Source organism: Colwellia sp. PAMC 21821 (assembly GCF_002077175.1).
In the GTDB taxonomy this organism is placed as follows: Bacteria; Pseudomonadota; Gammaproteobacteria; order Enterobacterales; family Alteromonadaceae; genus Cognaticolwellia.
The window spans coordinates 2,211,925-2,236,621 of sequence record NZ_CP014943.1 but is presented as its reverse complement, the minus strand read 5'-3'; the positions used below and the strand labels follow the sequence as shown (position 1 = coordinate 2,236,621).

The window sequence follows — 24,697 nt, the reverse complement described above, 5'->3', positions numbered from 1 at the left end:
CTTATAGTAAATCTTGACCGCTTATTGCGCCTGCTTTTCTTAATGGCAGATCTATAGTAAAAACTGTACCTTGCTTAGGCGTACTTGCAACTTTAATTATACCTGCCATGTTTTCGAAAAACTGCTTGGCTTCGAATACCCCAATCCCCATACCAGCATTGCCCTTGGTAGTATCAAAAGGGCGAAATAGTCGATATTTGATAAATTCTTCATCCATGCCACAGCCGTTATCTGCAATAGTTATTCTAATCGCACGTTTTTTCTCAATAATAGACACTTTTATCAAGCCATCGCTGGCTGTTGCTTCTTGTGCATTTTGTATTAAGTGGTGTATTACCGATTGAAAAGATTCGCTATCAATTAAAGTAACACAACTACCTTGTTGCTCAAACTCAATCGCTGGCAACCTTAAATTGCACTGTTCGACGACTTTTTTAATAATTAAAGCTAAGTCTGTTTCGCTATGAGCGGACTGTTCAACTTGTTTTTGTCTCAGTTGAGATAATACTTTTTCAAGCCTTTGAGTTGCTGATTCAACCGTTTCAAAAACATCATCAATAAATTCAGGGTTATTACGATGCTTTTCGGCATTGGCGGTAATTAATGCTAATTGCGCCTGAACATTTTTTAAATCGTGTACCAAAAAAGCTGACATACGATTAAATGCGTCAAACTGCTTTGACTCACTTAACTTATCAGTAGCTTCATATAGAGAAATAAAGTTACCTAGCTGTTTAGATATGGCAAATAGTAAATCTCTGTCTTCCCAGTTTAATCGTTTGAGCTCGTTTTCATCAGCAAGTAAGAATAATCCGTAAAATGCTTTCCCAATAAATATTGGCACAATAATTTGAATGTGTTTCGCTCGGCATAATCCAATATTTAACGCCAAATCAGGATAGAGTAAAGGAAAGCTTTCGTATTCATTAACATCAACAATCCAACCCTTACGATGGCAAAACTGCCCTACGTCTAACAAGTGTTCTTCCAACTCTTCATGGATCTCAAGGCCCTTGCTATATTGGAGCTGATAATGTTGATTAGAAAACTTTTTAACTATTGCACCACGAGAGGCTTCAACTTTAGACATCATAATTTGAGTTGCCATTTGGTAGTGACTTTCACCGCTGGTGGTTTCAATTTTTTCAATTAGGTTTAACCACTCATCACGATATTCATATTTATTGGCAAAAAAGTTTTTTGCAATAAAGACTTTAACCTTACGGCGCAAAGATTCTGTAATAAGTAAAACAACAAGTACTATGCCACTGAGCATTAAAAAACCAATGCTAACTAAGTCTCCCCACTCTCCACCTAGATAATTAATAACATAGCCAGTAAATGACATAAGAAGTAAGTAAGCGCCTGCTATCATCAACATTGAGCTGTAAAATACGACGTTACGAGATACAAATATACGTACTTCGCCATTTTTAACGCGGCGAATGCTGATCAATAAAAGTGGTGCTACGAATAAAGCTAAATAACCGCGGCTAAACCAAAAGTCAAAATCAATGCCATCGACCATAGTTGCTTGTGCATAGAGTACAAAGTCAAAAATAGCGACACTTGCAAGCGCGACGACTAAGGGCCAAATAGCCCAACGCACCTGCAGGTCGGCATTGCGATAAAGTTGTTCAAGTAATACCAGCATCCATAAATTAAGCACGATAAACAGCAGGAATATATATTCGTAGGCGGAGTCTAACCAGTAACTTGCTAACCAACAGCCTAGCATCAGCAGTGACCAAACACCGACATACTGGCGAACATAGTAATTACCCACCAGCGCTTTTATATTGCGATGCTCGGTATTAAAGAGAATAATTAAAAGCGACCAACAAGCAACTTTAAAGCCATCTGCTAACATTACCCATTGCAGACTAAAACCAAAGTTAATTTGCAGCGCAGCGATTAAATTGCTGGTTAAGGTTACCAAGGTACAAAATAATACCGCGCGAGCAACCAAGCTTCGGTTACGGGCAGCAATAATAAGTAATGCAAATAAGGTATATACTGCAACTGCTAAAGAAAAACCTATTAAGCCAATAAAATCCATGGTTTATTCTTTTACGTCTACTGATGTATCTGTTTTTGTAAATAGTTCAGTAAGTATTGGCACAATAATAAAACTCGCGATAGCCGATATACATAAACCAGAAATAATAACTACACCTAAAGGCTGCCACAAGCTACCACCAAAAAGTGTTAATGGTAGTAAGCCACCAATAGTTGTAATGGTTGTCAATAATATCGGTGTGAAGCGCGTTGAACTGGCAGTTAATATTGCTTGTTTTTTATCTAGCCCTGTCGATAAGTTTCTATTAGTCGTATCGATTAAAATAATGGCGTTATTTACCACAATGCCAAATAGACTGATTAAACCAATAAAAGCCATCATAGAAAATGATAAGCCTGTCAAAAACAAGCCAAAAACAGCGCCTGCCATGGCGAAAGGTATCGAGGTAAAAATGATTAATGGCTGCAAGAATGATTTAAATTGCAAAACTAAAATCGCAAAAATACCAATCGCTGTTATCAGCATGATTTGCGACAAACCGGCAAAAGATTCTTGTCTAGACTCTTCCTCACCACCTAAAATGTAATACATGCCTGTTGGCAATGAGTAGTTATCAAGGTAATTGACTACCTCGCTAGTTATTGCTTGCACAGAATAACCCTGGCCAGCATCCGCCGACACCCTTGCCATTCGTAGCTTTTGATAATGGAAGAAACCTGTCCGTCCTTTTTGTAATTTTATCTCTACAAATTGACCTAAAGGAATATTCTCACCTTGTTGATTAACAATAGTGATATCGGAAAGACTAGATAAATCACTTTTAGGTCGACGCACTAGAATAGGATAGTTTTCACCATTACTATCATTAAATTGACCAACGAATGTTCCTGAAAGTGCCGTTTGAATACTATTATCTAACTGATTTATGTCAATGCCTGACAACGCAGCTTTATCATAATCTATCGCTAATGCTAGTTCAGTATTGGCTACACCAATAGGATTATCTAAATTAATAATCCCTGGTATTGATAACATTTGAGTTTGTAAATCACCCGCCACACGCTCAAGATCTGACAACGACTCGCTGATCAATCTAACAGTGATAGGTTGGTCTGTTACTGGGCCTTGCGTAAACTCTTTTACCGTAATTTTTGCTTGATGCCAGTTTGAAAACTCTGTTCGTAAGTCAGTAACTAAAGTATTAACCTCTTTTTCATCATAGTCTTTTAATACCAACAGCAATTGACCATAACTTGATACACCACGTTTAGGGATTTCGTTGTAATAAATGCGAGGATTAGAGTTGCCCACGTTAAGTGCAATTTTTTCAACATAGGGTTGAGTTTCAATAAATGCTGTCATCGAGTGCATAACATCATGCGTATAATCTAATGATGAATTAGCCGGCGTTTCTACGTCAATTAACAGCATGGCTTTCTCGGCTTTAGGGAATAAACTTACGCCTACCTGCCCAAAGAGAGAAGCCATAGCAAATAAGGCGATAAAGGCAATCACTAACATGATAATTTTTGCCGTCATTAAGCGACCTAGCCAACGCACATAGTGTCGCTCTGCAAATATATTGGCATAATGTTGCAGTGCTTTAACTTTGCTGGGTTTTTGAGTGAAAAATTTACTGGCGAGTAATGGCGTTAATGTTAATGCGATCAATAAAGATGCCAGCAGCACCAATACAACGGTTACTGGCATAGAGCGTACAAAATCACCCGTGTCGCTCGCTAACATCAACATAGGTAAAAAAGCTAGCATGGTGGTGACTGTACCACTGGTAATAGCCCAACCCACTTTGCTGGTGCCTGAGGCAGCAGCTTCAGCCAAGTTAGCGGTGTTTTTCTTCTCTCGATGAATACTCTCTGTAACAACAATGGCATTATCAACTAATAATCCTAAAGCGATAATTAAACCAACAATAGACATTTGTTGTAAGCCAAAGCCGGCAAAGTCTAACCAACCAATAGCGACTAAGAAAGAAAGGGGAATTGCAATAATAACAACAATAGCTTCCCGTACTCCAAGGAATATAAGCGACATTATGCCCACGAGCACTAAACCTTGCCACAAATTATCAAAAAAGCCGTTAACGCGGTTTTCAACTCCGTCTGATTGTTTAAAAAGTGTCGCTATTTTAATGCTGTCTGGCAGCGTCTGTTTAAACGCTGAAATTTCTGTGTCAATGGCTTCAGTAAGCGCAAATATATTGGTATTCGATCTTTGCTCAACCGTCAAAAATATAACCGCCTTGCCATCGTAGTAGGCTAAATAGCTAGGTTCTCTGTTAGAAAAACTCACCTGCGCAACATCTTTTAAACGAATAACGGCATTTTCGTTAGCAAAGACCACTGTATTGTTAAGCTCGTCAATATCTTGAAAGTTACCACTGGTTTTAACATTAAATCTGCGAATATTAGCGTCAACAAAGCCTGGTGTGATGTTAACAGCACGTTTTTGCAGTAAGCCATTAACGGTTGCGATGCTAATACCATAATGTTTCAACATCGCGAGGTTTAGATCTACGGCGACCACTTGGGTTGGATAACCCCAAATATCAGATTTTTTTACTGCTTCAATAGCTTCCAGGCGTTTTTCGAGTTGTTTCGCATAAAACTCCATACTTTTATAGTCAGTTGTTTCACTCCAAAGTGCCAACTGAATAATAGCAACACTCGTTGGGGTCGCTTTTAATACCAAGACATCTTGCACACCTTCAGGCAAGGTTGGTTTTACCGTTGATACTGCCTGCTTAACTTCGTTGTAAGCAGCATTGGGATTGCTACCATATAAAAAGGTGACCTCAATGCGGGCACCACCATTTTTAATTTGTGATTCAACTTTTTTAATCCCTTCAATCTCGGCAAACTCTTCTTCGAGAGGGTCAACCACTAATGTTTCAATATCTGTAGGTGAAGCACCTGGATATATAATTTCGAGTAAAGTAATTGGAATATCAAATTGAGGATCTTCAGAACGAGGCATATGAAAATATGAAACGATGCCAACAAGTACTAAAAGTACAACAATAGTAAAGGTAAACTGGGCATTTTTTATTGCGATGCGAGGGAGATGCATAATGACTAATTCCCACCCACTGAATAGTTTTGCCAACCTTTAGTGATTATTTTCAATGGTTGGTCATTGCGATCAGCTTTCAAGTAAACATAGTCATTGTCTATCTGAAACACCTCAAAACTGTGTTGTTTATAACCGGAATTATTATCTTGTGATTGAGCAATAACAATGGCTTTACCTGAATCATCAACAGCAACAAGTGCAGCTATGGGAAGACGATAAACATACTTGTCACTTTCAGAAGCAATACTTACACCGGCAAGTTGGCCTGCAATCATGCCCGCAGTGATGTTAGATTTCGGCAGTAAAACCTCAATAATAAATAAGTTACTGCTAGCACTAGCCATAGCAGGTATTTTACTAATAACACCTTCAACAATACCCATATGACTTAGCGATACGCTGACTTTTTGATTTAATCGTACTTCGCTAACTTCTTGACCTGTTAAGGCAACTTTCACTATCCACTCAAGCTTAGCTATCTTCAAAGCTTCTTCCCCTGGGCTTTGTAATTCACCAAGCTCTGTATTACGTGACAAAACCACACCAGAGAATGGTGCATATATTTGGGCTTTTTTTAAATTATAAGATGATACTTGATAATCAGCTTGAGCAATTTCAACTCGCGTAATAGCGGTATCCATTTCACGTTCCGACGCTAACTTTTTATCCATTAATTGAGTTATGCGTTTCACTTCTCGCTTTGCTTGTGTCAATTGTGCATAAAGTGAATTTTTTCTCTCTTTCAATTCTGTAATATCTAGCGATGCTAACAATTGACCTTTTTTAAACTTCTGTCCCTCATCTACACTTAATAACGTTAAGTAGCCGCTACTTTTAAAAGCAAGACCCAAGCTTCGTTTATAATCCAGCTTACCGGTTCTTTCTATCGTGTCGATATATAGTTCAGCGCTGACAACCTCTGTATCGTATGACTGAGCCAATGCTAGTTTAGACATTGAGATAAGTAGAAAGGTGAATACAAGTGCGAATAATTTCATAGCCAAGTGTTTACTTATAGGGTATTGAGATAAAAGATATTATATCCTTTACTTTAGGCATCTTCATGACGAAAGTACATCTTTTTCCCTAATTGAGGTAACAATAAATGATTACTCCTAGCTTGTTGTTACACTAGAATAACCCTCCAAACTCATTGTTATACCAAGAGATTAATACTGTTTTTTTAGCTAATTTAATAAATTTATTAACAAGTTAATTCTTTACGTAATAAATTCAGTAATCTTCTAGACATAAACAGCGATAATCTATAGTATTTGCCGCGCTTAAATCTTTTCAATTTTTGTGTATAGTTCAGCTAGCGATAGCGGAGATTCTACAAGGATAGAAAACATAGGCATGCTACTATTTGGTGTTATTTTGCAAGTATTGGAATATTAATATTAAGAAATTACAACTTACTAGTGCGCAATAACAAGTCCCAAGACAATGACCACCCGTAGCTCAGCTGGATAGAGTTCACGCCTCCGAAGCGTGAGGTCACAGGTTCAAGTCCTGTCGGGTGGGCCACTTTCTTCATCATATTTACACAATGTACCTCTGACAAACGCATATCAATTTATTTATTTCTAACCTCTTTTCTTAAGCCCTTTGCTAAGCCCTTTTGTACTTTTTAAACAAAAAAAGCACTACCAAGTAGTGCTTTAAGATTAATAAATTATAGATTTAGAGATTAAAAACTAAAGTTGACTCGCGCGTAATAAGTCATGCCATCAAAGCCATAAGGTAGCGCTCTTACCGGATATTTAAAAGCACCATTGGTAATAAAGTCTAACGCTTCATCTTCACCAAGCTCATCAGGTGTTTTATCAAACAGGTTATTGATGCCGGCAGATAATTGTAAATTATCTGAAAGTTGATACGCTAAATTAACGTCTATCAGAACCGCTGACTCGACAACACTGGTTGGTTTAAAACTGCCCGTTGGTGATAAAAACCCTGGTAACCCAATATGATCATTACCAAAATAGATAATGTCAGTTTCGCCATAATAGTTAGCTCTGACTACCCCACTCCATGCTTCTCTTGTATAGTCAAAAGTTAACGTAGCACGTTGTTTCGGTTGTCCGTCTGTTAGGAAACTACGTTGTAAGTCATCTAGCGCGACACTTTCTGGAATACCGTCAGGTGAGTTTACACTATCAATTTCTGTCTCATTTAAATTACCCGCAAGCGTTACGTCTAAATTACCCGCTAGTAGCTCTGTTTGATAGGTAATAACAACATCTAACCCTTGTGTAGTTGAGTTAACTGCGTTTGAGAAATAGTTACCTTGAACCGCACCTGTAGCGTTTAGCGCAGCTACTGCTTCAGGGTTAAATGAGACGTCATCGGCATTTTGTAAGCTGCCGAGTGTAATTCGATCATCAATTTTTACGCGGTAAGCATCTAAAGAAACTGACAGCGCACTGTTAACGTCATAAACCAAACCTAGGCTTATATTTTTTGAGGTTTCAAGGTTCAATCCCTGTACCCCTAGCGCTGCTGGAAATGCTGAGCCTGCGGTTGCAGTGAATGACGATAGTAAAACGCCCCCTTCACCTAAGTTAGTTGTATATGCAGTATAAGCACTTTGCTGGAGAGACGGCGCTCTAAAGCCTGTAGAAAGTGCCCCTCTTATAGCTAAACTGTCAGTAAGCTCATAACGAGATGATAATTTACCAATTAATTTACTGCCTGCATCTGAGAAGTCTTCGAAGCGCAATGCAGCACCTAAGTTCCATTGTTCAGTAATTTGCTTTTCAAGATCAAGGTACAAAGCATAACTGTTTCGATCAGCTTCGTTTGCAGCGTTTGGTCGTAAACCAGGATACGCTTGGAAACCACAGCCCGCGAAAACATTACTGTCAATGACAGATGGGAATGACGTTGCACTATTGCTTGCGCCACAGGCATAAGAAGCTTCTTCACCAGCAACTATTTCGTAGTTCTCTAGACGATATTCAGCACCAAACGAAACGTACAGGTTATCGCCGTGATCAATATCAATTGAACCTGAGATATCGGCATTGAAAGTTAATTGATCGTATCTAAACCCTCCAGAATACCCTGCTATCGGGCCAGCATTAGCGGCAATATCTTGCTCACTTGCAGAAGAATTATTTGCTAGATACTCTGCAGCATATGAAGCGTTAATGGTATTTTGAGAATAGAAGTCATATTCATTTTCACCATAGGTGGCAGATACATCAAAACCCCAGTCGTTATTAATTTCTCCCCTAAGGCCTACAGCTGTAGATATATCTTGAGCTTCATTATCGATTTGCGGTAAGAAACCGTCAGGGTATACTTGCGGCACATTCTTTTCAGCTTCATTAAAACTACGGTAAAAACCATTGCCTAATGCGGTTCGATTTGAATAACCACCAAAAGCGTAAAGTTCCATGCCTTCTAGTGGTATCATTGCGTTATAAAAGAATGATTTAAATGTAGATTCAGCGTTTCCTTGACCCCATCGAACATTGTCAGATAATGTGCCTGGTGCTGTGTTTGATCCGCCACCTGTATCTCTTTGAGCACGATTGGTGCCGTCGTAATCTCTGTACTCAGCCGTTAAATTAATAAAGCCGCCATCGTTACCTAAATCAAAACCCGTATTCAAGCCTGCCGCTAAAACGTCACCATCGCCTTCTCCCGTAGCGCCTGTTTGAATAAAACCTGAGGTAACATTGGTAGTATCTTTAAGTTCAAGGTTAATAACACCCGCGATAGCATCTGAGCCGTATTGCGCAGCAGCACCGTCACGTAATATTTGTACATTTTTAAGCGCTGACATTGGGATAGAGTTCATATCAGTACCCGCAGCACCAGCACCAACTGTTCCATTTAAGCCAAATATCGCTTGATTGTGTCGACGTTTACCATTTACTAACACAAGCGTCTGATCAGGTTGTAAACCACGCAGAGTGGCAGGTCTAAATAAATCAGAGCCATCAGAAACTTGTGTTCTGCTGAAATTAAATGACGGTGCCATCGCTTGCAGGCTTTGACCTAATTCACTAAAGCCACCTTTAGTTAATGACTCGCTAGAAATAATATCAACAGGTGAGCTTGATTCAGTTGCCGTTCGACTTGAGACACGAGAGCCAAGTATGGCAATTGACTCTATATTTTCATCAACAACCTCTGCGTCAGCTGCAAATGTTGATACGCAAGGAATTGTTGTGCTAATAGCGATAGCTAGAGTGTGTAATCGGAAATATTTATTGAGACGCAACTTTTTCACCTTTGATTTTGAAATATTAAAATAATTATTGTTGCGATAAATTTACAGTGAAATATAAACATTTTCCATACTTTTATTGACAAATAATAAACGATAAACTTTTTCTTTTCTAAGCTGATTAATGTGCTTTTACAATCTCATTAATTATCGAAACATTTACGCCAATTAGAATAGTTATCTACAATGTTTCATTTAAGCATTATCTCAGTAGTGGTTGAGCGTAATAGAAAGTAAGGAAAGTATTGTCCTGAATAATATTGAGTAAATATATACCGTAAAATTAGCTAATTTTTCCTTTTATGCAGACGACTTATTTAATGAAATAGCTGTTAGCTGAAAGCAATTTTTTTGCTGAACAGAAAGCTTCATTTTGACTACTAGCTAATGTCATTATATATGGCTAAAATTGACTTTAATTTCGAACACAGGAAAGTATTAATGAAAGCTCAGGTAAAATGGATCGGCGAAGAAATGTTTTTGGGCACATCTGAAAGTGGCCACACGATTGTATTAGATGCAAACGCTGGTGCTTTAGCACCTAGTCCCCTTGAAAGTGTATTGATATCTTTAGGGGGCTGTTCTTCAGTTGATGTGGTCAGTATTTTGGAAAAAGCTCGCCAAAACATTAAAGGCTGCAAAGTTGAAATTGAAGCTAAACGTGTTGATTCAGTGCCTAAATTATTTTCTGATATACATCTGCATTTTGTAATTGAAGGTAAAGAAATAAGCGCAAAACATGTCGAACGTGCGGTAAGTTTATCTGCTGATAAATATTGCTCTGTAGCATTGATGCTTAATAAGTCGGTTAATATTACTCACGATTTCGAGATTATTGAGATATAACTATTTTTCAGTCATTCTGCTGTTAGGGTAACGTGCTGTTTACCCTAACGGCATTTAAGCAGAAAACCTCAAATAATGACGCTTATTCACTGGCGCATCAATTTACTTTTATATCCACTCCAATGCAATTTTTAAAATCCCCCCTCATTCTTGACTTGGTATGTTCTCCCTGTAACTAAATAAGATTATATTTCACAGGGAGAAATGAAAGAGGACGATAGGAGAAGTGACAATTTAATAACTATGACATTGGTCATCTACAGCTACAAATCACTCATCCAGTCTAGTTGTTTGTTCGCTTCATTTTTTCTTAGCATTAAGTCTTTAATCAACGGCGTAAGCAATAACTCCATCGCCAAACCCATTTTACCGCCAGGCACTACTAAGGTGTTCATTCTAGACATAAATGAGCCATCAATCATACTTAGATAATAAGGGAAATCTAATTGACTTGATTCTCTACAACGAATAACAACAAAACTTTCGTCTAACGTCGGTATCGCTTTAGCACTGAAAGGGTTAGACGTATCAACGGTCGGAACGCGTTGAAAGTTGATGTGCGTACGTGAAAATTGGGGCGTGATAAAAGAAATATAATCTTCCATACTTCTCACAATACTTTGCGTCACAGCTTCTCGACTATGACCCCGTTTGTCGGTGTCACGTATTATTTTTTGTATCCATTCTAAGTTTACAATCGGCACCATGCCTATAAGTAAGTCAACATGCTTAGCAACATCATTTTTTTCGGTTACAACGCCGCCGTGTAGTCCCTCATAGAACAACAAATCAGTGCCATCGCCTAACTCCTCCCACGGTGTAAAAGTCCCAGGCATTTGATTATAAGGAACAGCTTCATCAAATGTATGCAAATAACGTCGCATCTTACCTTTGCCTGTTTCCGAGTAGTCTTTAAATAGTTTCTCTAAGGCGTCGAAGTCATTAGCTGCATCACCAAAATAGCTTATTTTAAGTTGTTGCTCTTTTGCTTTACGCTTTTCCATATCCATTTCTTGACGTGAGTAGCGATGAAAGCTGTCTCCCTCTACCGTAGCGGAAGTAATCCCCAGGGTTCGAAAGATATGTTCAAACGATTCTGTTGTCGTAGAAGTGCCTGCACCGGATGAACCAGTAACAGCGATAATAGGATTGCGTGACGACATAATGATTCAGCCTTATTAAAGATGGACAATTGTTATACGCGATATTATACCAAGTTGATTAAATAGCTGCTCATTTTTAATGGTGATATTAAATAACTACGGCGTTATAAAATTCATAAGTAGAAGAACTACTGACTAAACTTCATGCCTTATCATTATCCATTTTTGATCATGAAAAAGTCGAACATTTAATTTATCAAATGGGTATTATACCAAATGTAATAAGTTATTGACCAATTTTAAGCGAGGATAAATTGTTCAAGAATAAGGCGTTTGATTGAGTAATAGCGGGCTATTGGGATTGAAAACAACGCAGTTATTGACGATTTAAACCGCCTTAAAATGATCGATTATTTATTTCAATTGGTATTACTTGACGGGTCAAACTTTTAGCTGATGTTGTTATGCCATAAAGTGACATAATAGAAACAAAAAAGCGGAGCCTAGGCTCCGCTTTCAATTCCGTCAGAATAAATTTAGTACGAGTACTAAATTATGCTTCTGCGTTAACTTCTTCAACTACTTCAGCGGCTTCTTCAACTGCTGGGCGGTCTACAAGTTCAACGTAAGCCATAGGCGCTTTATCACCAGTACGGAAACCACATTTTAAAATGCGAGTATATCCACCTGGGCGTTCTTGGTAACGTGCACCAAGTTCGTTAAATAAAATACCTACTACTTCTTTATCTTGTGTACGAGCAAACGCTAAACGGCGATTTGCAACACTGTCGGTCTTAGCCAATGTAATCAATGGCTCTACGACCATACGTAGTTCTTTAGCTTTAGCTACAGTCGTTTTAATCAAACCGTGCTTTACTAAAGAGCTTGCCATATTGCGGAACATCGCTTTACGATGACTGCTATTACGGTTTAACTGGCGACCGCTTTTACGATGGCGCATAAGTTAATCCTTCTCTCAACTATTAAAAAAACGATGATCGACTTAGTCGTTATCAGCTATGCTTTCAGGTGGCCAGTTTTCTAGGCGCATACCTAGAGACAAACCACGAGACGCCAAAACGTCTTTGATTTCAGTTAAAGACTTCTTACCTAAATTAGGTGTTTTAAGAAGCTCAACTTCAGCACGCTGTACTAAATCGCCAATATATTGAATTGCTTCTGCTTTTAGGCAGTTTGCTGAACGAACAGTAAGTTCAAGGTCATCAACAGGACGAAGCAAAATAGGATCAAACAGTGGTTTTTCCTCTTTTGGTTCAACTTCAGTTACATCACGAAGCTCTACAAACGCATCTAGCTGTTCAGCTAAAATTGTTGAAGCGCGACGAATTGCTTCTTCAGGATCTAACGTACCGTTAGTTTCCATGTCTAAGACCAGTTTGTCCAAATCTGTACGCTGTTCAACACGTGCAGAATCAACATCATAGGCAATTCTTACAACGGGACTGAATGAAGCATCAACTAACAAACGTCCAATTGCACGATCTTCTTCCTCGGCATCGCGTCGGGCAGAAGCTGGAACGTAACCACGTCCCATTTCAACCTTTATACGCATACTGATAGAACCATCACCTGTCAAATGACAGATTACATGAGTTGGGTTTGCAATTTCTACATCACCATCATGTTGGATATCGGCAGCCGTTACAGGGCCTTCACCGGACTTAGTTAAGGTAAGAACAGCTTCATTTTTGCCTTCTAACTTTATAGCTAGTCCTTTAAGGTTTAACAGTATTTCGATGATGTCTTCTTGCACACCTTCTTTACTGCTGTACTCATGAAGTACACCGTCAATTTCAACTTCAGTTACAGCACAACCTGGCATTGAAGATAAAAGAATGCGGCGTAACGCATTACCTAAAGTGTGACCAAAACCACGCTCTAATGGTTCTAAAGTTACTTTAGCACGAGTAGCGCTAACAGTTTCGATATCAACCAATCGTGGTCTAAGGAATTCGGTTACAGAACCCTGCATTATGTCCTCTCTTAAAGTGCAACTTTACTTAGAGTAAAGTTCAACAATCAACTGTTCATTAATTTCGGCAGACAGGTCAGAACGATCAGGAACACGTTTGAAAACGCCTTCAAGTTTCTTGTTATCTACTTCAACCCAAACTGGCTTCTCACGTTGTTCAGCTAATTCTAAAGCAGCGATAATACGCGCTTGAGTTTTAGACTTTTCACGTACAGAAACTGCATCTTCGGCTTTAACAGTGAAAGATGGAATATTAACAACAACACCGTTAACTACGATAGCTTTATGGCTAACTAGTTGACGAGCTTCAGCACGAGTGCTTGCATAGCCCATACGGTATACTACGTTATCAAGACGTTTCTCTAAAAGTTGCAACAAGTTTTCACCTGTATTGCCTTTTAGACGAGCCGCTTCTTTATAGTAGTTGCGGAATTGTTTTTCTAGTACGCCATATATACGACGAACTTTTTGTTTTTCACGAAGTTGAATACCGTAGTCAGATAAACGACCGCGACGGGCGCCATGTTGACCTGGTATTGTTTCGATTTTACATTTAGTGTCAATTGCTCTAACACCGCTTTTAAGGAACAAATCTGTACCTTCGCGGCGACTAAGCTTTAACTTAGGACCTAAATATCTAGCCATTTTCTTTCTCCAACTATCCTAAAAAAAGTACGATTAAACGCGACGTTTCTTAGGAGGACGACAACCATTATGAGGAATAGGTGTAACGTCAGTAATGTTGGTGATTTTAAAACCAGCAGCATTTAAAGCACGGATAGCAGATTCACGACCTGGACCCGGACCTTTAACGAACACTTCAATATTCTTCAAGCCAAACTCTTGTGCAGCTTTACCAGCACGATCTGCAGCTACTTGCGCAGCAAATGGAGTAGATTTACGTGAACCACGGAAACCTGAACCACCAGCAGTCGCCCATGATAAGGCGTTACCTTGACGATCTGTAAGAGTTACGATTGTGTTGTTGAAAGAAGCATGGATATGAGCCATGCCATCAGCAACTTGTTTTTTTACGCGTTTACGCGTACGTACAGGTGTTTTAGCCATTGTTTAGTTCCTCTACTTCTTAATTGGCTTACGAGGACCTTTACGGGTGCGCGCATTAGTTTTAGTGCGTTGACCACGTAATGGAAGACTGCGACGGTGGCGAATGCCACGGTAACAACCTAAATCCATAAGACGTTTAATGTTCATTGAAACTTCACGGCGTAAATCACCTTCTACGGTGTATTTATCCACTTCTGCACGAAGCAAATCAATTTGAGCTTCGTCCAATTCACTGATCTTAGTTGACTCTGCAATACCAGTTGCAACACAAATTGCTTTCGCACGTGTTGCTCCGATACCGAAGATCGCAGTAATGGCGATTACTGCATGCTTACGATCAGGGATGTTAATGCCAGCGATACGGGCCACTAAACACATCTCCTATTTTTAAATTAAAATTTACCAGTTGAAAAGCCCGTTAGGATACTCAACCAGCCGCATTTCTTTGCAAATCGAAGCGGCATTATACAGACTTATCTGCATAATGCTACTGCTTAAAGATTTAGCCTTGACGTTGCTTATGCTTTGGCTCTTCGCAAATTACACGAACAACACCAGCACGTTTAACAACTTTACAATTACGACAAATCTTTTTTACGGATGCACGTACTTTCATTTTATATACTCCGTTACCTAATGACTCAGTCTAACGACCATAGCCCTTAAGGTTTGCTTTCTTAAGTACATTGTCATATTGATGAGACATCAAATGGGTCTGTACTTGTGCCATAAAGTCCATTATCACAACTACAATAATAAGTAGTGATGTTCCGCCAAAGTAAAAATTAACGTCCCATGCCATGATAATAAACTGAGGTACCAAACAGATAAAGGTAATATACATCGCACCAGCTAAGGTTAAGCGAGTCATCACTTTATCTATATATTTTGACGTTTGCTCACCAGGACGGATCCCAGGAATAAACGCACCGGATTTTTTCAGGTTATCTGCTGTTTCACGCGGATTGAAAACAAGAGCCGTGTAAAAGAAACAGAAAAATATTATCGCTGCTGCAAGTAACATTACATATAGCGGCTGTCCTGGAGAAATAGCAATAGATACTTCTTGTAGGAAATCAGCAACCATACCTTCACCTTGACCAAACCAGCTCGCAAGCGTGCCTGGAAACAAGATAATACTTGAAGCGAAAATTGGTGGAATAACACCTGCCATATTAACTTTCAGTGGTAAATGCGTGCTTTGGGCAGCGAAAACCTTACGGCCTTGCTGACGTTTAGCATAGTTAACAACAATACGTCGTTGACCACGTTCCACAAATACTACAAAGAAAGTCGTAGCAAATATAATTACGCCAATTAGCAACAATACTAATAAGTGCAATTCACCTTGACGCGCCGCTTCTGCTGTTTGACCAACAGCTGACGGCATACCAGCTACTATACCTGCGAATATCAAGATAGAGATACCGTTACCAATACCACGTTCAGTAATTTGCTCACCTAACCACATTAAAAACATGGTACCAGTAACCAAACTTACTACCGCAGCAAAGTAGAATCCGAAACCTGCGTCCATTACTAGACCTGGCATCATCCCCGGTAAACTTCTTGCTATTGCAATTGATTGTACAGTCGCTAGAACTAAAGTGCCGTAGCGGGTGTATTGGCTGATCTTACGTCGTCCAGCTTCACCTTCTTTTTTCAATTCTGCCATTGCCGGGTGCATAACCGTAAGCAATTGCATAATGATTGAAGCTGAGATGTACGGCATAATACCAAGTGCCAATACAGAGGCTCGCTCAAGTGCACCACCAGAGAACATGTTAAACATCTCTACAATGGTGCCCTTTTGTTGTTCGAACAACTGAGCTAATACAGCGGCGTCAATACCAGGGATTGGCACAAATGTTCCCAAACGAAGCACAATAAGTGCACCGAATACAAACCACAATCTTTGTTTAAGCTCAGACAATCCGCCCTTTGCTTTATTATCAATTCCTGGTGTAGCCATAACCTGTACTATTCCTCGATTTTTCCGCCTGCAGCTTCAATAGCTGCACGAGCGCCTTTAGTAACACCTAAACCACGTACAGTAATTGGACGAGTGATTTCACCAGAAAGCATGATTTTCACTGCGACAATATTACGTGTTATTAAGTTAGCATCTTTAAGGGCAAAGATATCGACAACATCACCTGTGATGTTGTTTAGTTCATGTAAACGTACTTCAGCGCGAACTAAAGATTTACGTGACGTGAAACCAAACTTAGGTAAACGTTGTTTCAATGGCATTTGACCACCTTCGAAACCAGGACGTACACTACCGCCAGAACGAGATTTCTGACCTTTGTGACCACGACCGCCTGTTTTACCTATGCCAGAACCAATACCACGCCCACAGCGTTTCTTGGCTTTCTTAGACCCTGGTGCAGGAGATAAAGTATTTAAATGCATTATTAATCCTCCACCTTAATCATATAAGATACTTGATTAATCATACCGCGTACAGATGGAGTATCTTCTAACTCTACTGTATGACGGATACGACGTAAACCAAGACCCTTTAATGTAGCTCTATGCTTCGGTAAACGACCGATAGAACTTTTTAACTGAGTTATTTTAACTGTTTTAGCCATGCTCAATTACCCCAGAATATCTGAAACGCTTTTGCCACGCTTTGCTGCAACAGCTTCAGGCGAATGCATATTCGCAAGAGCAGAAACAGTAGCGCGAACTACGTTTATTGGGTTAGTAGAACCGTATGCTTTTGACAATACGTTCTGTACGCCTGCAACTTCAAGTACTGCACGCATAGCGCCACCGGCGATTATGCCTGTACCTTCAGAAGCTGGTTGCATGTAAACTTTTGAACCAGAGTGCTTGCCGATAACGACATGCTGAAGAGTAGTACCCTTCAAATCAACGGTTACTAAGTTACGACGTGCTTTTTCCATTGCTTTTTGGATTGCAGCAGGCACTTCACGCGCCTTACCGTAACCAAAACCAACGCGACCAGCGCCATCACCAACTACGGTAAGTGCTGTGAAACTGAAAATACGACCACCTTTAACCACTTTTGATACACGGTTAACTGCGATTAGCTTTTCAGCCATATCACTTTGTTGTGAGTTTTCTTGATTATGATTAGCCATTATCAACCCCTAAAACTGAAGACCAGCTTCGCGAGCTGCATCTGCTAACGCTTTCACGCGACCATGGTAACGGAAACCTGAACGGTCAAAAGCAACACTAGTGATGCCTTTAGCTACTGCACGTTCTGCAATTGCCTTACCTACAGCCGTAGCTGCTTCAACGTTGCCTGTTTTTTCTAACTGAGCACTAACTTCTTTGTCTAAAGTAGACGCTGCTGCGATTACTTCAGAACCTGTTGGTGCGATCAATTGCGCGTAAATATGACGAGGAGTACGGAATACAACTAAACGATTCGCACCCAACTCGCTAATTTTTGCACGAGAGCGTTTAGCTCTGCGCAAACGAGATGTTTTCTTATCCATAGTATTACCCTACTTCTTCTTAGCTTCTTTACGACGTACATTCTCATCGCTATAACGAATCCCTTTACCTTTATAAGGCTCAGGTTTACGGTATGCGCGAATGTTCGCTGCAGTTTGACCGACCAACTGTTTATCAGCACCTTTCAGTATGATTTCAGTTTGGCTAGGAGTTTCAACAGTAATTCCTTCAGGAATTGCGTGGTCAACCGGATGTGAAAAGCCTAAAGATAAGTTTAAGTTCTTACCTGCAGCTTTAGCACGGTAACCAACACCGTTTAACAATAATTTCTTTTCAAAACCTTTACTTACACCTTCAACCATATTATTGATTAAAGAGCGTACAGTACCGGCTTGAGCCCAAGCGCCTTTAGCTTCAGCAACGATATTAGTGATGATATTGCTCTCTTCTTGAGAAACAACTACATCGCTATGGATCGTATGCGACAACTCGCCCATTGGACCTTTAACTGTAATGTCTTGACCTGATAACGTAATAGTAACGCCTGCAGGGACTGCGACATGTGCTTTTGCAACACGAGACATATTCTGCTCCTTTACTCTACGAAACCAAGAACTTCACCGCCAAGACCCGCATTGCGAGCGGCGCGATCAGTCATTAGACCTTTAGAAGTAGAAATAATAGCGATACCCATGCCTGCTAATACTTTAGGAAGCTCTTGAGCTCCTTTGTATACGCGAAGACCTGGACGTGAAACACGTTTGATCACTTCAATTACTTCTTTACCTTCGAAATATTTCAATTCAACAGTTAACTCAGGTTTTGCATCACCTGAAACTGAAAATTCTGAAATGTAACCTTCTTCTTTAAGTAAGTTGGCAAGTGCAACTTTTACCTTAGAAGATGGCATTTTTACTGCAGTCTTTGCTGCAGATTGACCGTTGCGGATGCGTGTAAACATGTCCGCGATAGGATCAGTCATCATAACCATTTACTCCCGTGAATTACCAACTAGCTTTCTTAAGACCTGGAACTTCACCGCGCATCATAGTTTCACGTAATTTAATACGGCTTAAACCGAATTTACGTAAGAAACCATGCGGACGGCCAGTAATGTTACAACGGTTACGTTGACGACTACTGCTCGAATCACGAGGTAAACTTTGAAGTTTCAATACTGCATCCCAACGTTCTTCTTCAGAAGAATCAACACCAGAGATGATAGCTTTTAGTGCACTACGCTTTTCAGCATATTGTGCAACTAACTTGGTTCTTTTAGCTTCACGAGCTTTCATTGACGTTTTAGCCATAACTCTACACCTTCTTCTTAAATGGGAAGTTAAAGGCAGCCAATAATGCATGGCCTTCTTCGTTGTCCTTCGCACTTGTAGTGATAGTGATATCCATTCCGCGAATTTTATCGATTTTATCGTACTCGATTTCAGGGAAAATGATTTGCTCACGTACGCCCATGCTGTAGTTACCACGACCATCGAATGACTTAGGATTCAAGCCACGGAAATCACGGATACGAGGAATAGAAATAGAGATTAAACGCTCTAAAAATTCCCACATACGTTCGCCACGTAGAGTTACTTTTGTGCCAATAGGGTAGCCTTCACGAATTTTGAAGCCCGCAACTGATTTGCGTGCTACTGTCGTGACAGGTTTTTGACCTGAGATTGCAGTAAGATCATTTGTGGCGTGCTCTAGTACTTTTTTATCAGCAATAGCTTCACCAACACCCATGTTAAGGGTGATCTTTTCAATCCGAGGGACTTGCATGACACTTTTATAGTCAAATTGCTTTTGCAATTCGGCTACAATTGTATCTTTGTAAAAATCATGCAGTTTCGCCATCGTTTACTCCAATTAAATTAATTCGTTGTTAGATTTGAAGAAACGAACTTTTTTGCCGTCTTCATCTCTAAAACCAACACGATCTGCTTTGCCAGTAGCTGGGTTAACAATCGCAACGTTGGATACATTTAAAGGTGCTTCTTTTTCAACAATCCCACCAGGCTGCTGTAACTGTGGTACAGGCTTAGTGTGCTTCTTGATTAAGTTAATACCTTCAACAAATACTTTGCTGTCTTCAACAAGAACTTTGGTAACTTTACCAGTTTTGCCCTTGTCTTTGCCTGCAAGTACGATTACTTCATCATCACGACGAATCTTAGATGCCATTATCGTGACTCCTTATAGTACTTCTGGTGCAAGTGAAACAATTTTCATGAATTTTTCATTACGAAGTTCACGAGTCACAGGACCGAAAATACGAGTACCAATTGGTTGTAAGTTAGCATTTAACATTACAGCCGCATTTTCATCGAAACGGATGGTAGAACCATCTGAACGACGAACACCTTTCTTAGTGCGCACCACTACTGCAGTAAGGACATCACCTTTTTTAACTTTGCCGCGAGGATTTGATTCCTTCACTGCAATTTTAATGATGTCACCAATGCGTGCGTAGCGACGGTGCGAACCACCAAGAACCTTTATACATTGTACACGTCGAGCGCCGCTGTTATCAGCTACGTTCAGTTGTGATTGCATTTGGATCATTTAATATGTCTCCGCTAAATTATCTTATAAAAGATTAAATTCAAGGCCAGAAATTTGACCCGTCACTGCCTTCTAAATCCCCCTCACAACGAGCGGGCGCGAGATTATAACACCAGTCATTTAAAAGTGATACTTTATTTAGCTAAAAAATAACCACTTCACTAGAAACTGGATGGTCAATAAACAAGCAATCTATATCGGACGGTTATCTTAGCGCGATTTCCCTATTTAATATCAATGCAAAATTAACCTTATATAAGGTATAGAACTAGCGTGAATTTATTTTGTTGCGGACATAAAAAAGGCCCTGCCGAAGCAGAGCCTTTTCAAAGTAGTATCGTAATTTAGATTAAGCGATTAAGCTTTTTCTAATACGCTTACCAATGTCCAAGATTTAGACTTAGAAATTGGTGCACATTCACGGATACTTACTAAATCACCAGGTGCACATTGGTTAGTTTCATCATGCGCTTTCAACTTAGTTGAACGCGTCATGTACTTACCGTACATTGGGTGTTTAACACGTCGTTCGATCAGGACAGTGATAGACTTATCCATTTTGTCACTGACGACACGACCTTGTAGTGTACGAATTTTTGCTTCGCTCATTACTTACCTGCCTTCTCAGTTATGATAGTCTTCACACGCGCGATATTACGGCGTACAGTTCTTAGCAAATGAGTTTGTGCTAATTGGCCTGTGCTTGCTTGCATGCGATAGTTAAACTGTTCGCGTAACAACTCAAGCAATTCAGCGTTTAGCTCTTCAATGCTTTTTTCTTTCAATTCACTAGCTTTCATTACATCACCGTTCTAGTTACGAAAGTTGTTTTGAACGGAAGTTTGGCTGCCGCTAAAGCAAACGCTTCGCGTGCAATCTCTTCCGAAACACCTTCCATTTCATAAAGAACACGACCAGGAAGAATTTGGCATACCCAATATTCCACTGAACCTTTACCTTTACCCATACGAACCTCAAGAGGTTTTTTAGTAATTGGCTTATCAGGGAATACACGGATCCAGATTTTACCTTGACGCTTCACGTGACGAGTCATTGCTCGACGAGCCGCTTCAATTTGACGCGCAGTCATACGACCACGTTCCATTGATTTTAACCCGAAAGTACCGAAGCTTACTGAACTACCTACTTGTGCAAGACCGCGGTTACGCATTTTAAATTGCTTACGGAACTTAGTACGTTTTGGTTGTAACATTACTTATTCCCCTACTTACTGGTCTTGCGGTTAGGTTTTCTTTTAGGCTTAGCAGCTGGTTGCTCTGCTTGTAATGGCATGTTGCCAATTACTTCGCCTTTAAAGATCCATACTTTAATACCGATAACACCGTAAGTGGTATCAGCACGCGCAATTGAGTAATCAATGTCAGCTCGTAAAGTGTGTAATGGAACACGACCTTCACGATACCATTCAGCTCGTGCAATATCTGCACCGCCTAAACGACCACTTACTTGTACTTTAATACCTTTTGCGCCTAGACGCATAGCATTTTGTACAGCACGTTTCATCGCACGACGGAACATTACACGGCGTTCTAATTGACTAGCAATACTGTCAGCAACAAGCTGCGAATCCATTTCTGGTTTACGCACTTCAGCAATGTTGATTTGAGCAGGAACACCAGCAATTTTAGAAACCGCTAAACGTAGTTTCTCAACATCTTCGCCTTTCTTACCGATTACAACACCCGGACGAGCCGTGTGGATTGTAACGCGGATAGATTTAGCTGGACGTTCAATTACAATTTTTGATAATGAAGCACGCTTAAGCTTTTCAGTTAAATATTCACGAACCAAATGGTCACCGTGTAAATTAGCTGCGAAATCTTTGTTACTTGCAAACCAAGTAGACGCGAAAGGTTTCGTGATACCTAAGCGAATACCATTTGGATGGACTTTTTGACCCATTCTAATATCTCCTAGTTATCAGATACAATCACAGTAATGTGACTTGTACGCTTAAGGATTCTATCCGCGCGACCTTTCGCACGAGGCTTAATACGTTTCATTGTTGGGCCATCGTCAACCATAATAGTTTTAACGATAAGCTCATCAATGTCTGCACCTTCATTGTGTTCTGCATTAGCAATAGCTGAATCAAGTACTTTTTTAACCAAAACAGCAGCAGATTTATTGCTAAATGTTAAGATTTCAAGTGCTTTTTCAACATGCAAGCCGCGGATTTGATCCACAACTAAACGTGCTTTTTGTGCAGAGCCACGGGCAAATTTATGTGTAGCAATAGCTTCCATCTTATTTCCCCTATCTCTTCGCTTTCTTATCCGCGACATGGCCACGGTAAGTACGAGTTGGTGCAAATTCACCTAATTTGTGTCCGATCATTTCATCAGTTACAAATACAGGTACGTGTTGACGGCCATTATGGACGGCAATGGTCAATCCGATCATCGTAGGGATGATCATTGAACGACGGGACCAAGTCTTAATTGGCTTTTTATTCCCGCTTTCCACCGCTGTCTCTACCTTCGTCAACAAGTGTAGGTCAATAAATGGACCTTTCTTGAGAGAACGTGGCATGGTGATTCCTCTTATTTAATAAGTACTATTACTTAGTACGACGACGTACGATAAATTTATCGGTACGCTTGTTAGAACGAGTCTTGTAACCTTTAGTTGGTACACCCCAAGGTGATACCGGGTGACGACCGCCTGATGTTTTACCTTCACCACCACCGTGTGGATGGTCAACTGGGTTCATGGCAACACCACGAACAGTTGGGCGAACACCACGCCAGCGTGAAGCACCAGCTTTACCCAAAGAGCGAAGCATGTGTTCAGCGTTGCCGATTTCACCTAAAGTAGCACGACAATCTGACTCAATTTTACGCATTTCGCCAGAACGAAGACGTAAAGTGACATAAGCACCGTCTTTCGCAACTAACTGAGCATAAGTACCAGCAGCACGTGCGATTTGAGCACCTTTACCTGGCTTAAGTTCGATTGCGTGTACAACACTACCTAATGGCGTGTTGCGAAGTGGTAAAGTGTTACCCGCTTTAATAGGAGCATCGACACCAGACTGGATTGAATCTCCAGCTTTTAAGCCTTTAGGGGCTAAGATGTAACGACGTTCACCATCTGCGTAAAGTACTAGTGCAATGTTTGCACTACGGTTTGGATCATATTCCAAACGTTCTACTTTGGCAGGGATACCATCTTTATTACGCTTAAAGTCGACAATACGGTAATGCTGCTTATGTCCACCACCAATGTGACGAACAGTAATGCGACCATTATTGTTACGACCACCAGACTTAGACTTAGTGTCTAATAATGGTGCGTAAGGCTTACCTTTATGCAACTCCGTGTTGACCACTTTAACAACGTGGCGACGACCCGGAGAAGTAGGTTTACATTTAACTATAGCCATTTTCGTAAACTCCTATGATTCCGCGCCGACGAAGTCGATGTCGCTGCCTTCAGCAAGTGTAACGTATGCTTTTTTCCAATCGCTTCTGCGACCAAAACGAGCACCAGTACGTTTAACTTTACCTTTGACATTTAATGTGCGAACACCATCAACTGAAACTTCGAAAAGTTTCTCAACAGCAGCTTTGATTTCAGCTTTAGTAGCAGTAGTAACAACTTTGAAAACAACTGTGTTGTTTGCTTCAGCCGCCATTGTGCTTTTCTCAGAAATGTTTGGTGCTAAAAGCACCTTCAGTAAACGTTCTTCGTTTATCATCCTAACATCTCCTCAAGTTGCTTAACTGCAGATGCAGTCATCAAAACTTTTTCGAAACCAACTAAACTAACTGGGTCAATACCGTCTACATCACGAACGTCAACTTTATATAAGTTGCGTGCAGATAAGAACAAGTTCTCATCAACTTCTGGAGTAACGATTAATACGTCTTTTAACTCCAAAGCGTTTAGTTTAGCTACTAATTCTTTAGTTTTTGGTGTTTCAACTGCAAAATTTTCTACCACGACTAAGCGTTCTTGACGAACTAACTCAGAAAGGATACTTTTAATCGCACCACGGTACATTTTACGGTTAACTTTTTGGCTGTGATCCTGTGGCTTAGCAGCGAATGTTACGCCACCTGTACGCCAGATTGGACCACGACTAGTACCAGCACGTGCACGGCCAGTACCTTTTTGACGCCATGGTTTTGCGCCACCGCCACTAACTTCTGAACGAGTCTTCTGAGCACGAGTACCAGCACGAGCACCAGCTGCGTAAGCAACTACTACTTGGTGTACAAGAGCTTCATTAAACTCAAGTCCAAAAGTTGTTTCAGAAACTTCAAGAGCGCCTGAAGCGTCTTTTAATGCTAATTCCATCACAAATCTCC

32 protein-coding genes and 1 tRNA gene are annotated in these 24,697 nt (G+C 40.2%); 2 read left to right on the top strand and 31 right to left on the bottom strand.

The annotated features are described in order from the left end of the window. Position 1: 1 nt before the first annotated feature. From prsK to A3Q33_RS09575, 3 genes are read right to left on the bottom strand one after another with little or no spacing between them, the layout of a single operon-like run. The gene (gene prsK / locus A3Q33_RS09585; RefSeq protein ID WP_081179737.1) at positions 2–2,059 is read right to left on the bottom strand and encodes an XrtA/PEP-CTERM system histidine kinase PrsK; all 2,058 of its coding nucleotides are present in this window, start codon (positions 2,057–2,059) and stop codon (positions 2–4) included. 3 nt (positions 2,060–2,062) lie between these two features. Beyond that, a complete protein-coding gene (locus A3Q33_RS09580) occupies positions 2,063–5,107 on the bottom strand; it encodes an efflux RND transporter permease subunit (protein ID WP_081179736.1) in 3,045 nt (1,014 codons plus the stop codon). A 5-nt stretch (positions 5,108–5,112) separates the two neighbouring features. Further along, positions 5,113–6,108 carry an efflux RND transporter periplasmic adaptor subunit gene (locus tag A3Q33_RS09575; protein ID WP_081182481.1) on the bottom strand — a complete coding sequence of 332 codons (996 nt, stop codon included), beginning with the start codon at positions 6,106–6,108 and terminating at the stop codon, positions 5,113–5,115. Positions 6,109–6,560: 452 nt separating this feature from the next. On the opposite strand from A3Q33_RS09575, the gene A3Q33_RS09570 reads away from it, so the two are divergent. Beyond that, positions 6,561–6,637 (top strand) — tRNA-Arg (locus tag A3Q33_RS09570). A gap of 163 nt (positions 6,638–6,800) precedes the next feature. Here A3Q33_RS09570 and A3Q33_RS09565 read toward each other — a convergent pair. Further along, complete coding sequence (locus A3Q33_RS09565; protein WP_081179735.1) at positions 6,801–9,344, bottom strand: TonB-dependent receptor plug domain-containing protein; 2,544 nt, start codon at positions 9,342–9,344, stop codon at positions 6,801–6,803. A 447-nt stretch (positions 9,345–9,791) separates the two neighbouring features. Between A3Q33_RS09565 and A3Q33_RS09560 the strand changes: the two genes are divergently transcribed. Next, entirely contained in the window at positions 9,792–10,196 is a 405-nt protein-coding gene (locus tag A3Q33_RS09560) for an OsmC family protein (RefSeq protein WP_081179734.1), read from the top strand. Between the two features lie 263 nt (positions 10,197–10,459). On the opposite strand, the gene A3Q33_RS09555 is transcribed toward A3Q33_RS09560, so the two are convergent. The 27 genes from A3Q33_RS09555 to rplD all read right to left on the bottom strand — a co-directional run bounded on the left by A3Q33_RS09555 (position 10,460) and on the right by rplD (position 24,686). Next, positions 10,460–11,359 carry a phosphoribulokinase gene (locus A3Q33_RS09555; protein WP_081179733.1) on the bottom strand — a complete coding sequence of 300 codons (900 nt, stop codon included), beginning with the start codon at positions 11,357–11,359 and terminating at the stop codon, positions 10,460–10,462. A 493-nt stretch (positions 11,360–11,852) separates the two neighbouring features. After that, positions 11,853–12,260, bottom strand: a complete 408-nt coding sequence (gene rplQ, locus A3Q33_RS09550; protein WP_081151062.1) for a 50S ribosomal protein L17 — start codon at positions 12,258–12,260, stop codon at positions 11,853–11,855. A 42-nt stretch (positions 12,261–12,302) separates the two neighbouring features. Then, complete coding sequence (locus tag A3Q33_RS09545; RefSeq protein WP_081179732.1) at positions 12,303–13,292, bottom strand: DNA-directed RNA polymerase subunit alpha; 990 nt, start codon at positions 13,290–13,292, stop codon at positions 12,303–12,305. Positions 13,293–13,316: 24 nt separating this feature from the next. Then, positions 13,317–13,937, bottom strand: a complete 621-nt coding sequence (gene rpsD, locus A3Q33_RS09540) for a 30S ribosomal protein S4 (RefSeq protein ID WP_081179731.1) — start codon at positions 13,935–13,937, stop codon at positions 13,317–13,319. A gap of 33 nt (positions 13,938–13,970) precedes the next feature. After that, positions 13,971–14,360 (bottom strand): 30S ribosomal protein S11, encoded by a 390-nt coding sequence (rpsK, locus tag A3Q33_RS09535; protein ID WP_076420861.1) that lies wholly within the window; start codon positions 14,358–14,360, stop codon positions 13,971–13,973. A gap of 12 nt (positions 14,361–14,372) precedes the next feature. Continuing rightward, positions 14,373–14,729: a 30S ribosomal protein S13 gene (gene rpsM / locus A3Q33_RS09530; protein ID WP_081151060.1), complete on the bottom strand. Its 357-nt coding sequence runs from the start codon at positions 14,727–14,729 to the stop codon at positions 14,373–14,375. 133 nt (positions 14,730–14,862) lie between these two features. Continuing rightward, complete coding sequence (rpmJ, locus tag A3Q33_RS09525) at positions 14,863–14,976, bottom strand: 50S ribosomal protein L36 (protein WP_077287462.1); 114 nt, start codon at positions 14,974–14,976, stop codon at positions 14,863–14,865. A 30-nt stretch (positions 14,977–15,006) separates the two neighbouring features. Beyond that, a complete protein-coding gene (gene secY, locus A3Q33_RS09520) occupies positions 15,007–16,332 on the bottom strand; it encodes a preprotein translocase subunit SecY (RefSeq protein WP_081179730.1) in 1,326 nt (441 codons plus the stop codon). Positions 16,333–16,340: 8 nt separating this feature from the next. Then, on the bottom strand, positions 16,341–16,775 hold the full coding sequence (gene rplO, locus A3Q33_RS09515; protein WP_081151058.1) for a 50S ribosomal protein L15: 435 nt from the start codon (positions 16,773–16,775) through the stop codon (positions 16,341–16,343). Positions 16,776–16,777: 2 nt separating this feature from the next. Then, complete coding sequence (rpmD, locus tag A3Q33_RS09510; protein ID WP_081151057.1) at positions 16,778–16,957, bottom strand: 50S ribosomal protein L30; 180 nt, start codon at positions 16,955–16,957, stop codon at positions 16,778–16,780. A 6-nt stretch (positions 16,958–16,963) separates the two neighbouring features. Next, positions 16,964–17,473, bottom strand: coding sequence for a 30S ribosomal protein S5 (gene rpsE, locus A3Q33_RS09505; RefSeq protein WP_081151056.1), 510 nt, complete (start codon positions 17,471–17,473; stop codon positions 16,964–16,966). 9 nt (positions 17,474–17,482) lie between these two features. Next, positions 17,483–17,836: a 50S ribosomal protein L18 gene (gene rplR / locus A3Q33_RS09500; protein ID WP_081151055.1), complete on the bottom strand. Its 354-nt coding sequence runs from the start codon at positions 17,834–17,836 to the stop codon at positions 17,483–17,485. Positions 17,837–17,845: 9 nt separating this feature from the next. Next, the gene (gene rplF / locus A3Q33_RS09495) at positions 17,846–18,379 is read right to left on the bottom strand and encodes a 50S ribosomal protein L6 (protein WP_081151054.1); all 534 of its coding nucleotides are present in this window, start codon (positions 18,377–18,379) and stop codon (positions 17,846–17,848) included. Between the two features lie 11 nt (positions 18,380–18,390). After that, on the bottom strand, positions 18,391–18,780 hold the full coding sequence (gene rpsH / locus A3Q33_RS09490) for a 30S ribosomal protein S8 (protein WP_126667316.1): 390 nt from the start codon (positions 18,778–18,780) through the stop codon (positions 18,391–18,393). Positions 18,781–18,799: 19 nt separating this feature from the next. Then, positions 18,800–19,105, bottom strand: a complete 306-nt coding sequence (rpsN, locus tag A3Q33_RS09485) for a 30S ribosomal protein S14 (protein ID WP_081151052.1) — start codon at positions 19,103–19,105, stop codon at positions 18,800–18,802. Between the two features lie 4 nt (positions 19,106–19,109). Beyond that, positions 19,110–19,655, bottom strand: coding sequence for a 50S ribosomal protein L5 (gene rplE, locus A3Q33_RS09480; RefSeq protein ID WP_081179728.1), 546 nt, complete (start codon positions 19,653–19,655; stop codon positions 19,110–19,112). A 12-nt stretch (positions 19,656–19,667) separates the two neighbouring features. After that, on the bottom strand, positions 19,668–19,982 hold the full coding sequence (gene rplX, locus A3Q33_RS09475; protein ID WP_081151050.1) for a 50S ribosomal protein L24: 315 nt from the start codon (positions 19,980–19,982) through the stop codon (positions 19,668–19,670). Positions 19,983–19,994: 12 nt separating this feature from the next. Further along, complete coding sequence (rplN, locus tag A3Q33_RS09470; RefSeq protein ID WP_070375069.1) at positions 19,995–20,363, bottom strand: 50S ribosomal protein L14; 369 nt, start codon at positions 20,361–20,363, stop codon at positions 19,995–19,997. 357 nt (positions 20,364–20,720) lie between these two features. Beyond that, complete coding sequence (gene rpsQ, locus A3Q33_RS09465; RefSeq protein WP_081151049.1) at positions 20,721–20,972, bottom strand: 30S ribosomal protein S17; 252 nt, start codon at positions 20,970–20,972, stop codon at positions 20,721–20,723. Then, complete coding sequence (gene rpmC, locus A3Q33_RS09460; protein WP_077287489.1) at positions 20,972–21,163, bottom strand: 50S ribosomal protein L29; 192 nt, start codon at positions 21,161–21,163, stop codon at positions 20,972–20,974. Before rpmC ends, rpsQ begins: the two co-directional genes overlap by 1 nt. Continuing rightward, complete coding sequence (gene rplP, locus A3Q33_RS09455; RefSeq protein WP_081151048.1) at positions 21,163–21,576, bottom strand: 50S ribosomal protein L16; 414 nt, start codon at positions 21,574–21,576, stop codon at positions 21,163–21,165. The genes rpmC and rplP overlap by 1 nt, the downstream gene beginning before the upstream one ends. 11 nt (positions 21,577–21,587) lie before the next feature. Next, positions 21,588–22,286 (bottom strand): 30S ribosomal protein S3, encoded by a 699-nt coding sequence (gene rpsC / locus A3Q33_RS09450; protein WP_081151047.1) that lies wholly within the window; start codon positions 22,284–22,286, stop codon positions 21,588–21,590. 11 nt (positions 22,287–22,297) lie between these two features. Next, positions 22,298–22,630: a 50S ribosomal protein L22 gene (rplV, locus tag A3Q33_RS09445; protein WP_081151045.1), complete on the bottom strand. Its 333-nt coding sequence runs from the start codon at positions 22,628–22,630 to the stop codon at positions 22,298–22,300. A gap of 10 nt (positions 22,631–22,640) precedes the next feature. After that, entirely contained in the window at positions 22,641–22,916 is a 276-nt protein-coding gene (gene rpsS / locus A3Q33_RS09440) for a 30S ribosomal protein S19 (protein WP_081151044.1), read from the bottom strand. Between the two features lie 28 nt (positions 22,917–22,944). Then, the gene (gene rplB / locus A3Q33_RS09435) at positions 22,945–23,769 is read right to left on the bottom strand and encodes a 50S ribosomal protein L2 (protein ID WP_081151042.1); all 825 of its coding nucleotides are present in this window, start codon (positions 23,767–23,769) and stop codon (positions 22,945–22,947) included. A 12-nt stretch (positions 23,770–23,781) separates the two neighbouring features. After that, positions 23,782–24,084: a 50S ribosomal protein L23 gene (gene rplW, locus A3Q33_RS09430; RefSeq protein WP_081179727.1), complete on the bottom strand. Its 303-nt coding sequence runs from the start codon at positions 24,082–24,084 to the stop codon at positions 23,782–23,784. Beyond that, on the bottom strand, positions 24,081–24,686 hold the full coding sequence (gene rplD, locus A3Q33_RS09425; RefSeq protein WP_081151039.1) for a 50S ribosomal protein L4: 606 nt from the start codon (positions 24,684–24,686) through the stop codon (positions 24,081–24,083). The genes rplW and rplD overlap by 4 nt, the downstream gene beginning before the upstream one ends. Positions 24,687–24,697: the final 11 nt, after the last annotated feature.

Bases quoted from the DNA above. Each gene is read 5' to 3' on its own strand.
- prsK (WP_081179737.1), bottom strand. From the start codon at position 2,059: ATGGATTTTATTGGCTTAATAGGTTTTTCTTTAGCAGTTGCAGTATAT.
- A3Q33_RS09580 (WP_081179736.1), bottom strand. From the start codon at position 5,107: ATGCATCTCCCTCGCATCGCAATAAAAAATGCCCAGTTTACCTTTACT.
- A3Q33_RS09575 (WP_081182481.1), bottom strand. From the start codon at position 6,108: ATGAAATTATTCGCACTTGTATTCACCTTTCTACTTATCTCAATGTCT.
- A3Q33_RS09560 (WP_081179734.1), top strand. From the start codon at position 9,792: ATGAAAGCTCAGGTAAAATGGATCGGCGAAGAAATGTTTTTGGGCACA.
- A3Q33_RS09555 (WP_081179733.1), bottom strand. From the start codon at position 11,359: ATGTCGTCACGCAATCCTATTATCGCTGTTACTGGTTCATCCGGTGCA.
- rplQ (WP_081151062.1), bottom strand. From the start codon at position 12,260: ATGCGCCATCGTAAAAGCGGTCGCCAGTTAAACCGTAATAGCAGTCAT.
- A3Q33_RS09545 (WP_081179732.1), bottom strand. From the start codon at position 13,292: ATGCAGGGTTCTGTAACCGAATTCCTTAGACCACGATTGGTTGATATC.
- rpsD (WP_081179731.1), bottom strand. From the start codon at position 13,937: ATGGCTAGATATTTAGGTCCTAAGTTAAAGCTTAGTCGCCGCGAAGGT.
- rpsK (WP_076420861.1), bottom strand. From the start codon at position 14,360: ATGGCTAAAACACCTGTACGTACGCGTAAACGCGTAAAAAAACAAGTT.
- rpmJ (WP_077287462.1), bottom strand. From the start codon at position 14,976: ATGAAAGTACGTGCATCCGTAAAAAAGATTTGTCGTAATTGTAAAGTT.
- secY (WP_081179730.1), bottom strand. From the start codon at position 16,332: ATGGCTACACCAGGAATTGATAATAAAGCAAAGGGCGGATTGTCTGAG.
- rplO (WP_081151058.1), bottom strand. From the start codon at position 16,775: ATGCATTTAAATACTTTATCTCCTGCACCAGGGTCTAAGAAAGCCAAG.
- rpmD (WP_081151057.1), bottom strand. From the start codon at position 16,957: ATGGCTAAAACAGTTAAAATAACTCAGTTAAAAAGTTCTATCGGTCGT.
- rpsE (WP_081151056.1), bottom strand. From the start codon at position 17,473: ATGGCTAATCATAATCAAGAAAACTCACAACAAAGTGATATGGCTGAA.
- rplR (WP_081151055.1), bottom strand. From the start codon at position 17,836: ATGGATAAGAAAACATCTCGTTTGCGCAGAGCTAAACGCTCTCGTGCA.
- rplF (WP_081151054.1), bottom strand. From the start codon at position 18,379: ATGTCTCGTGTTGCAAAAGCACATGTCGCAGTCCCTGCAGGCGTTACT.
- rpsH (WP_126667316.1), bottom strand. From the start codon at position 18,780: ATGATGACTGATCCTATCGCGGACATGTTTACACGCATCCGCAACGGT.
- rpsN (WP_081151052.1), bottom strand. From the start codon at position 19,105: ATGGCTAAAACGTCAATGAAAGCTCGTGAAGCTAAAAGAACCAAGTTA.
- rplE (WP_081179728.1), bottom strand. From the start codon at position 19,655: ATGGCGAAACTGCATGATTTTTACAAAGATACAATTGTAGCCGAATTG.
- rplX (WP_081151050.1), bottom strand. From the start codon at position 19,982: ATGGCATCTAAGATTCGTCGTGATGATGAAGTAATCGTACTTGCAGGC.
- rplN (WP_070375069.1), bottom strand. From the start codon at position 20,363: ATGATCCAAATGCAATCACAACTGAACGTAGCTGATAACAGCGGCGCT.
- rpsQ (WP_081151049.1), bottom strand. From the start codon at position 20,972: ATGAGCGAAGCAAAAATTCGTACACTACAAGGTCGTGTCGTCAGTGAC.
- rpmC (WP_077287489.1), bottom strand. From the start codon at position 21,163: ATGAAAGCTAGTGAATTGAAAGAAAAAAGCATTGAAGAGCTAAACGCT.
- rplP (WP_081151048.1), bottom strand. From the start codon at position 21,576: ATGTTACAACCAAAACGTACTAAGTTCCGTAAGCAATTTAAAATGCGT.
- rpsC (WP_081151047.1), bottom strand. From the start codon at position 22,286: ATGGGTCAAAAAGTCCATCCAAATGGTATTCGCTTAGGTATCACGAAA.
- rplV (WP_081151045.1), bottom strand. From the start codon at position 22,630: ATGGAAGCTATTGCTACACATAAATTTGCCCGTGGCTCTGCACAAAAA.
- rpsS (WP_081151044.1), bottom strand. From the start codon at position 22,916: ATGCCACGTTCTCTCAAGAAAGGTCCATTTATTGACCTACACTTGTTG.
- rplB (WP_081151042.1), bottom strand. From the start codon at position 23,769: ATGGCTATAGTTAAATGTAAACCTACTTCTCCGGGTCGTCGCCACGTT.
- rplW (WP_081179727.1), bottom strand. From the start codon at position 24,084: ATGATAAACGAAGAACGTTTACTGAAGGTGCTTTTAGCACCAAACATT.
- rplD (WP_081151039.1), bottom strand. From the start codon at position 24,686: ATGGAATTAGCATTAAAAGACGCTTCAGGCGCTCTTGAAGTTTCTGAA.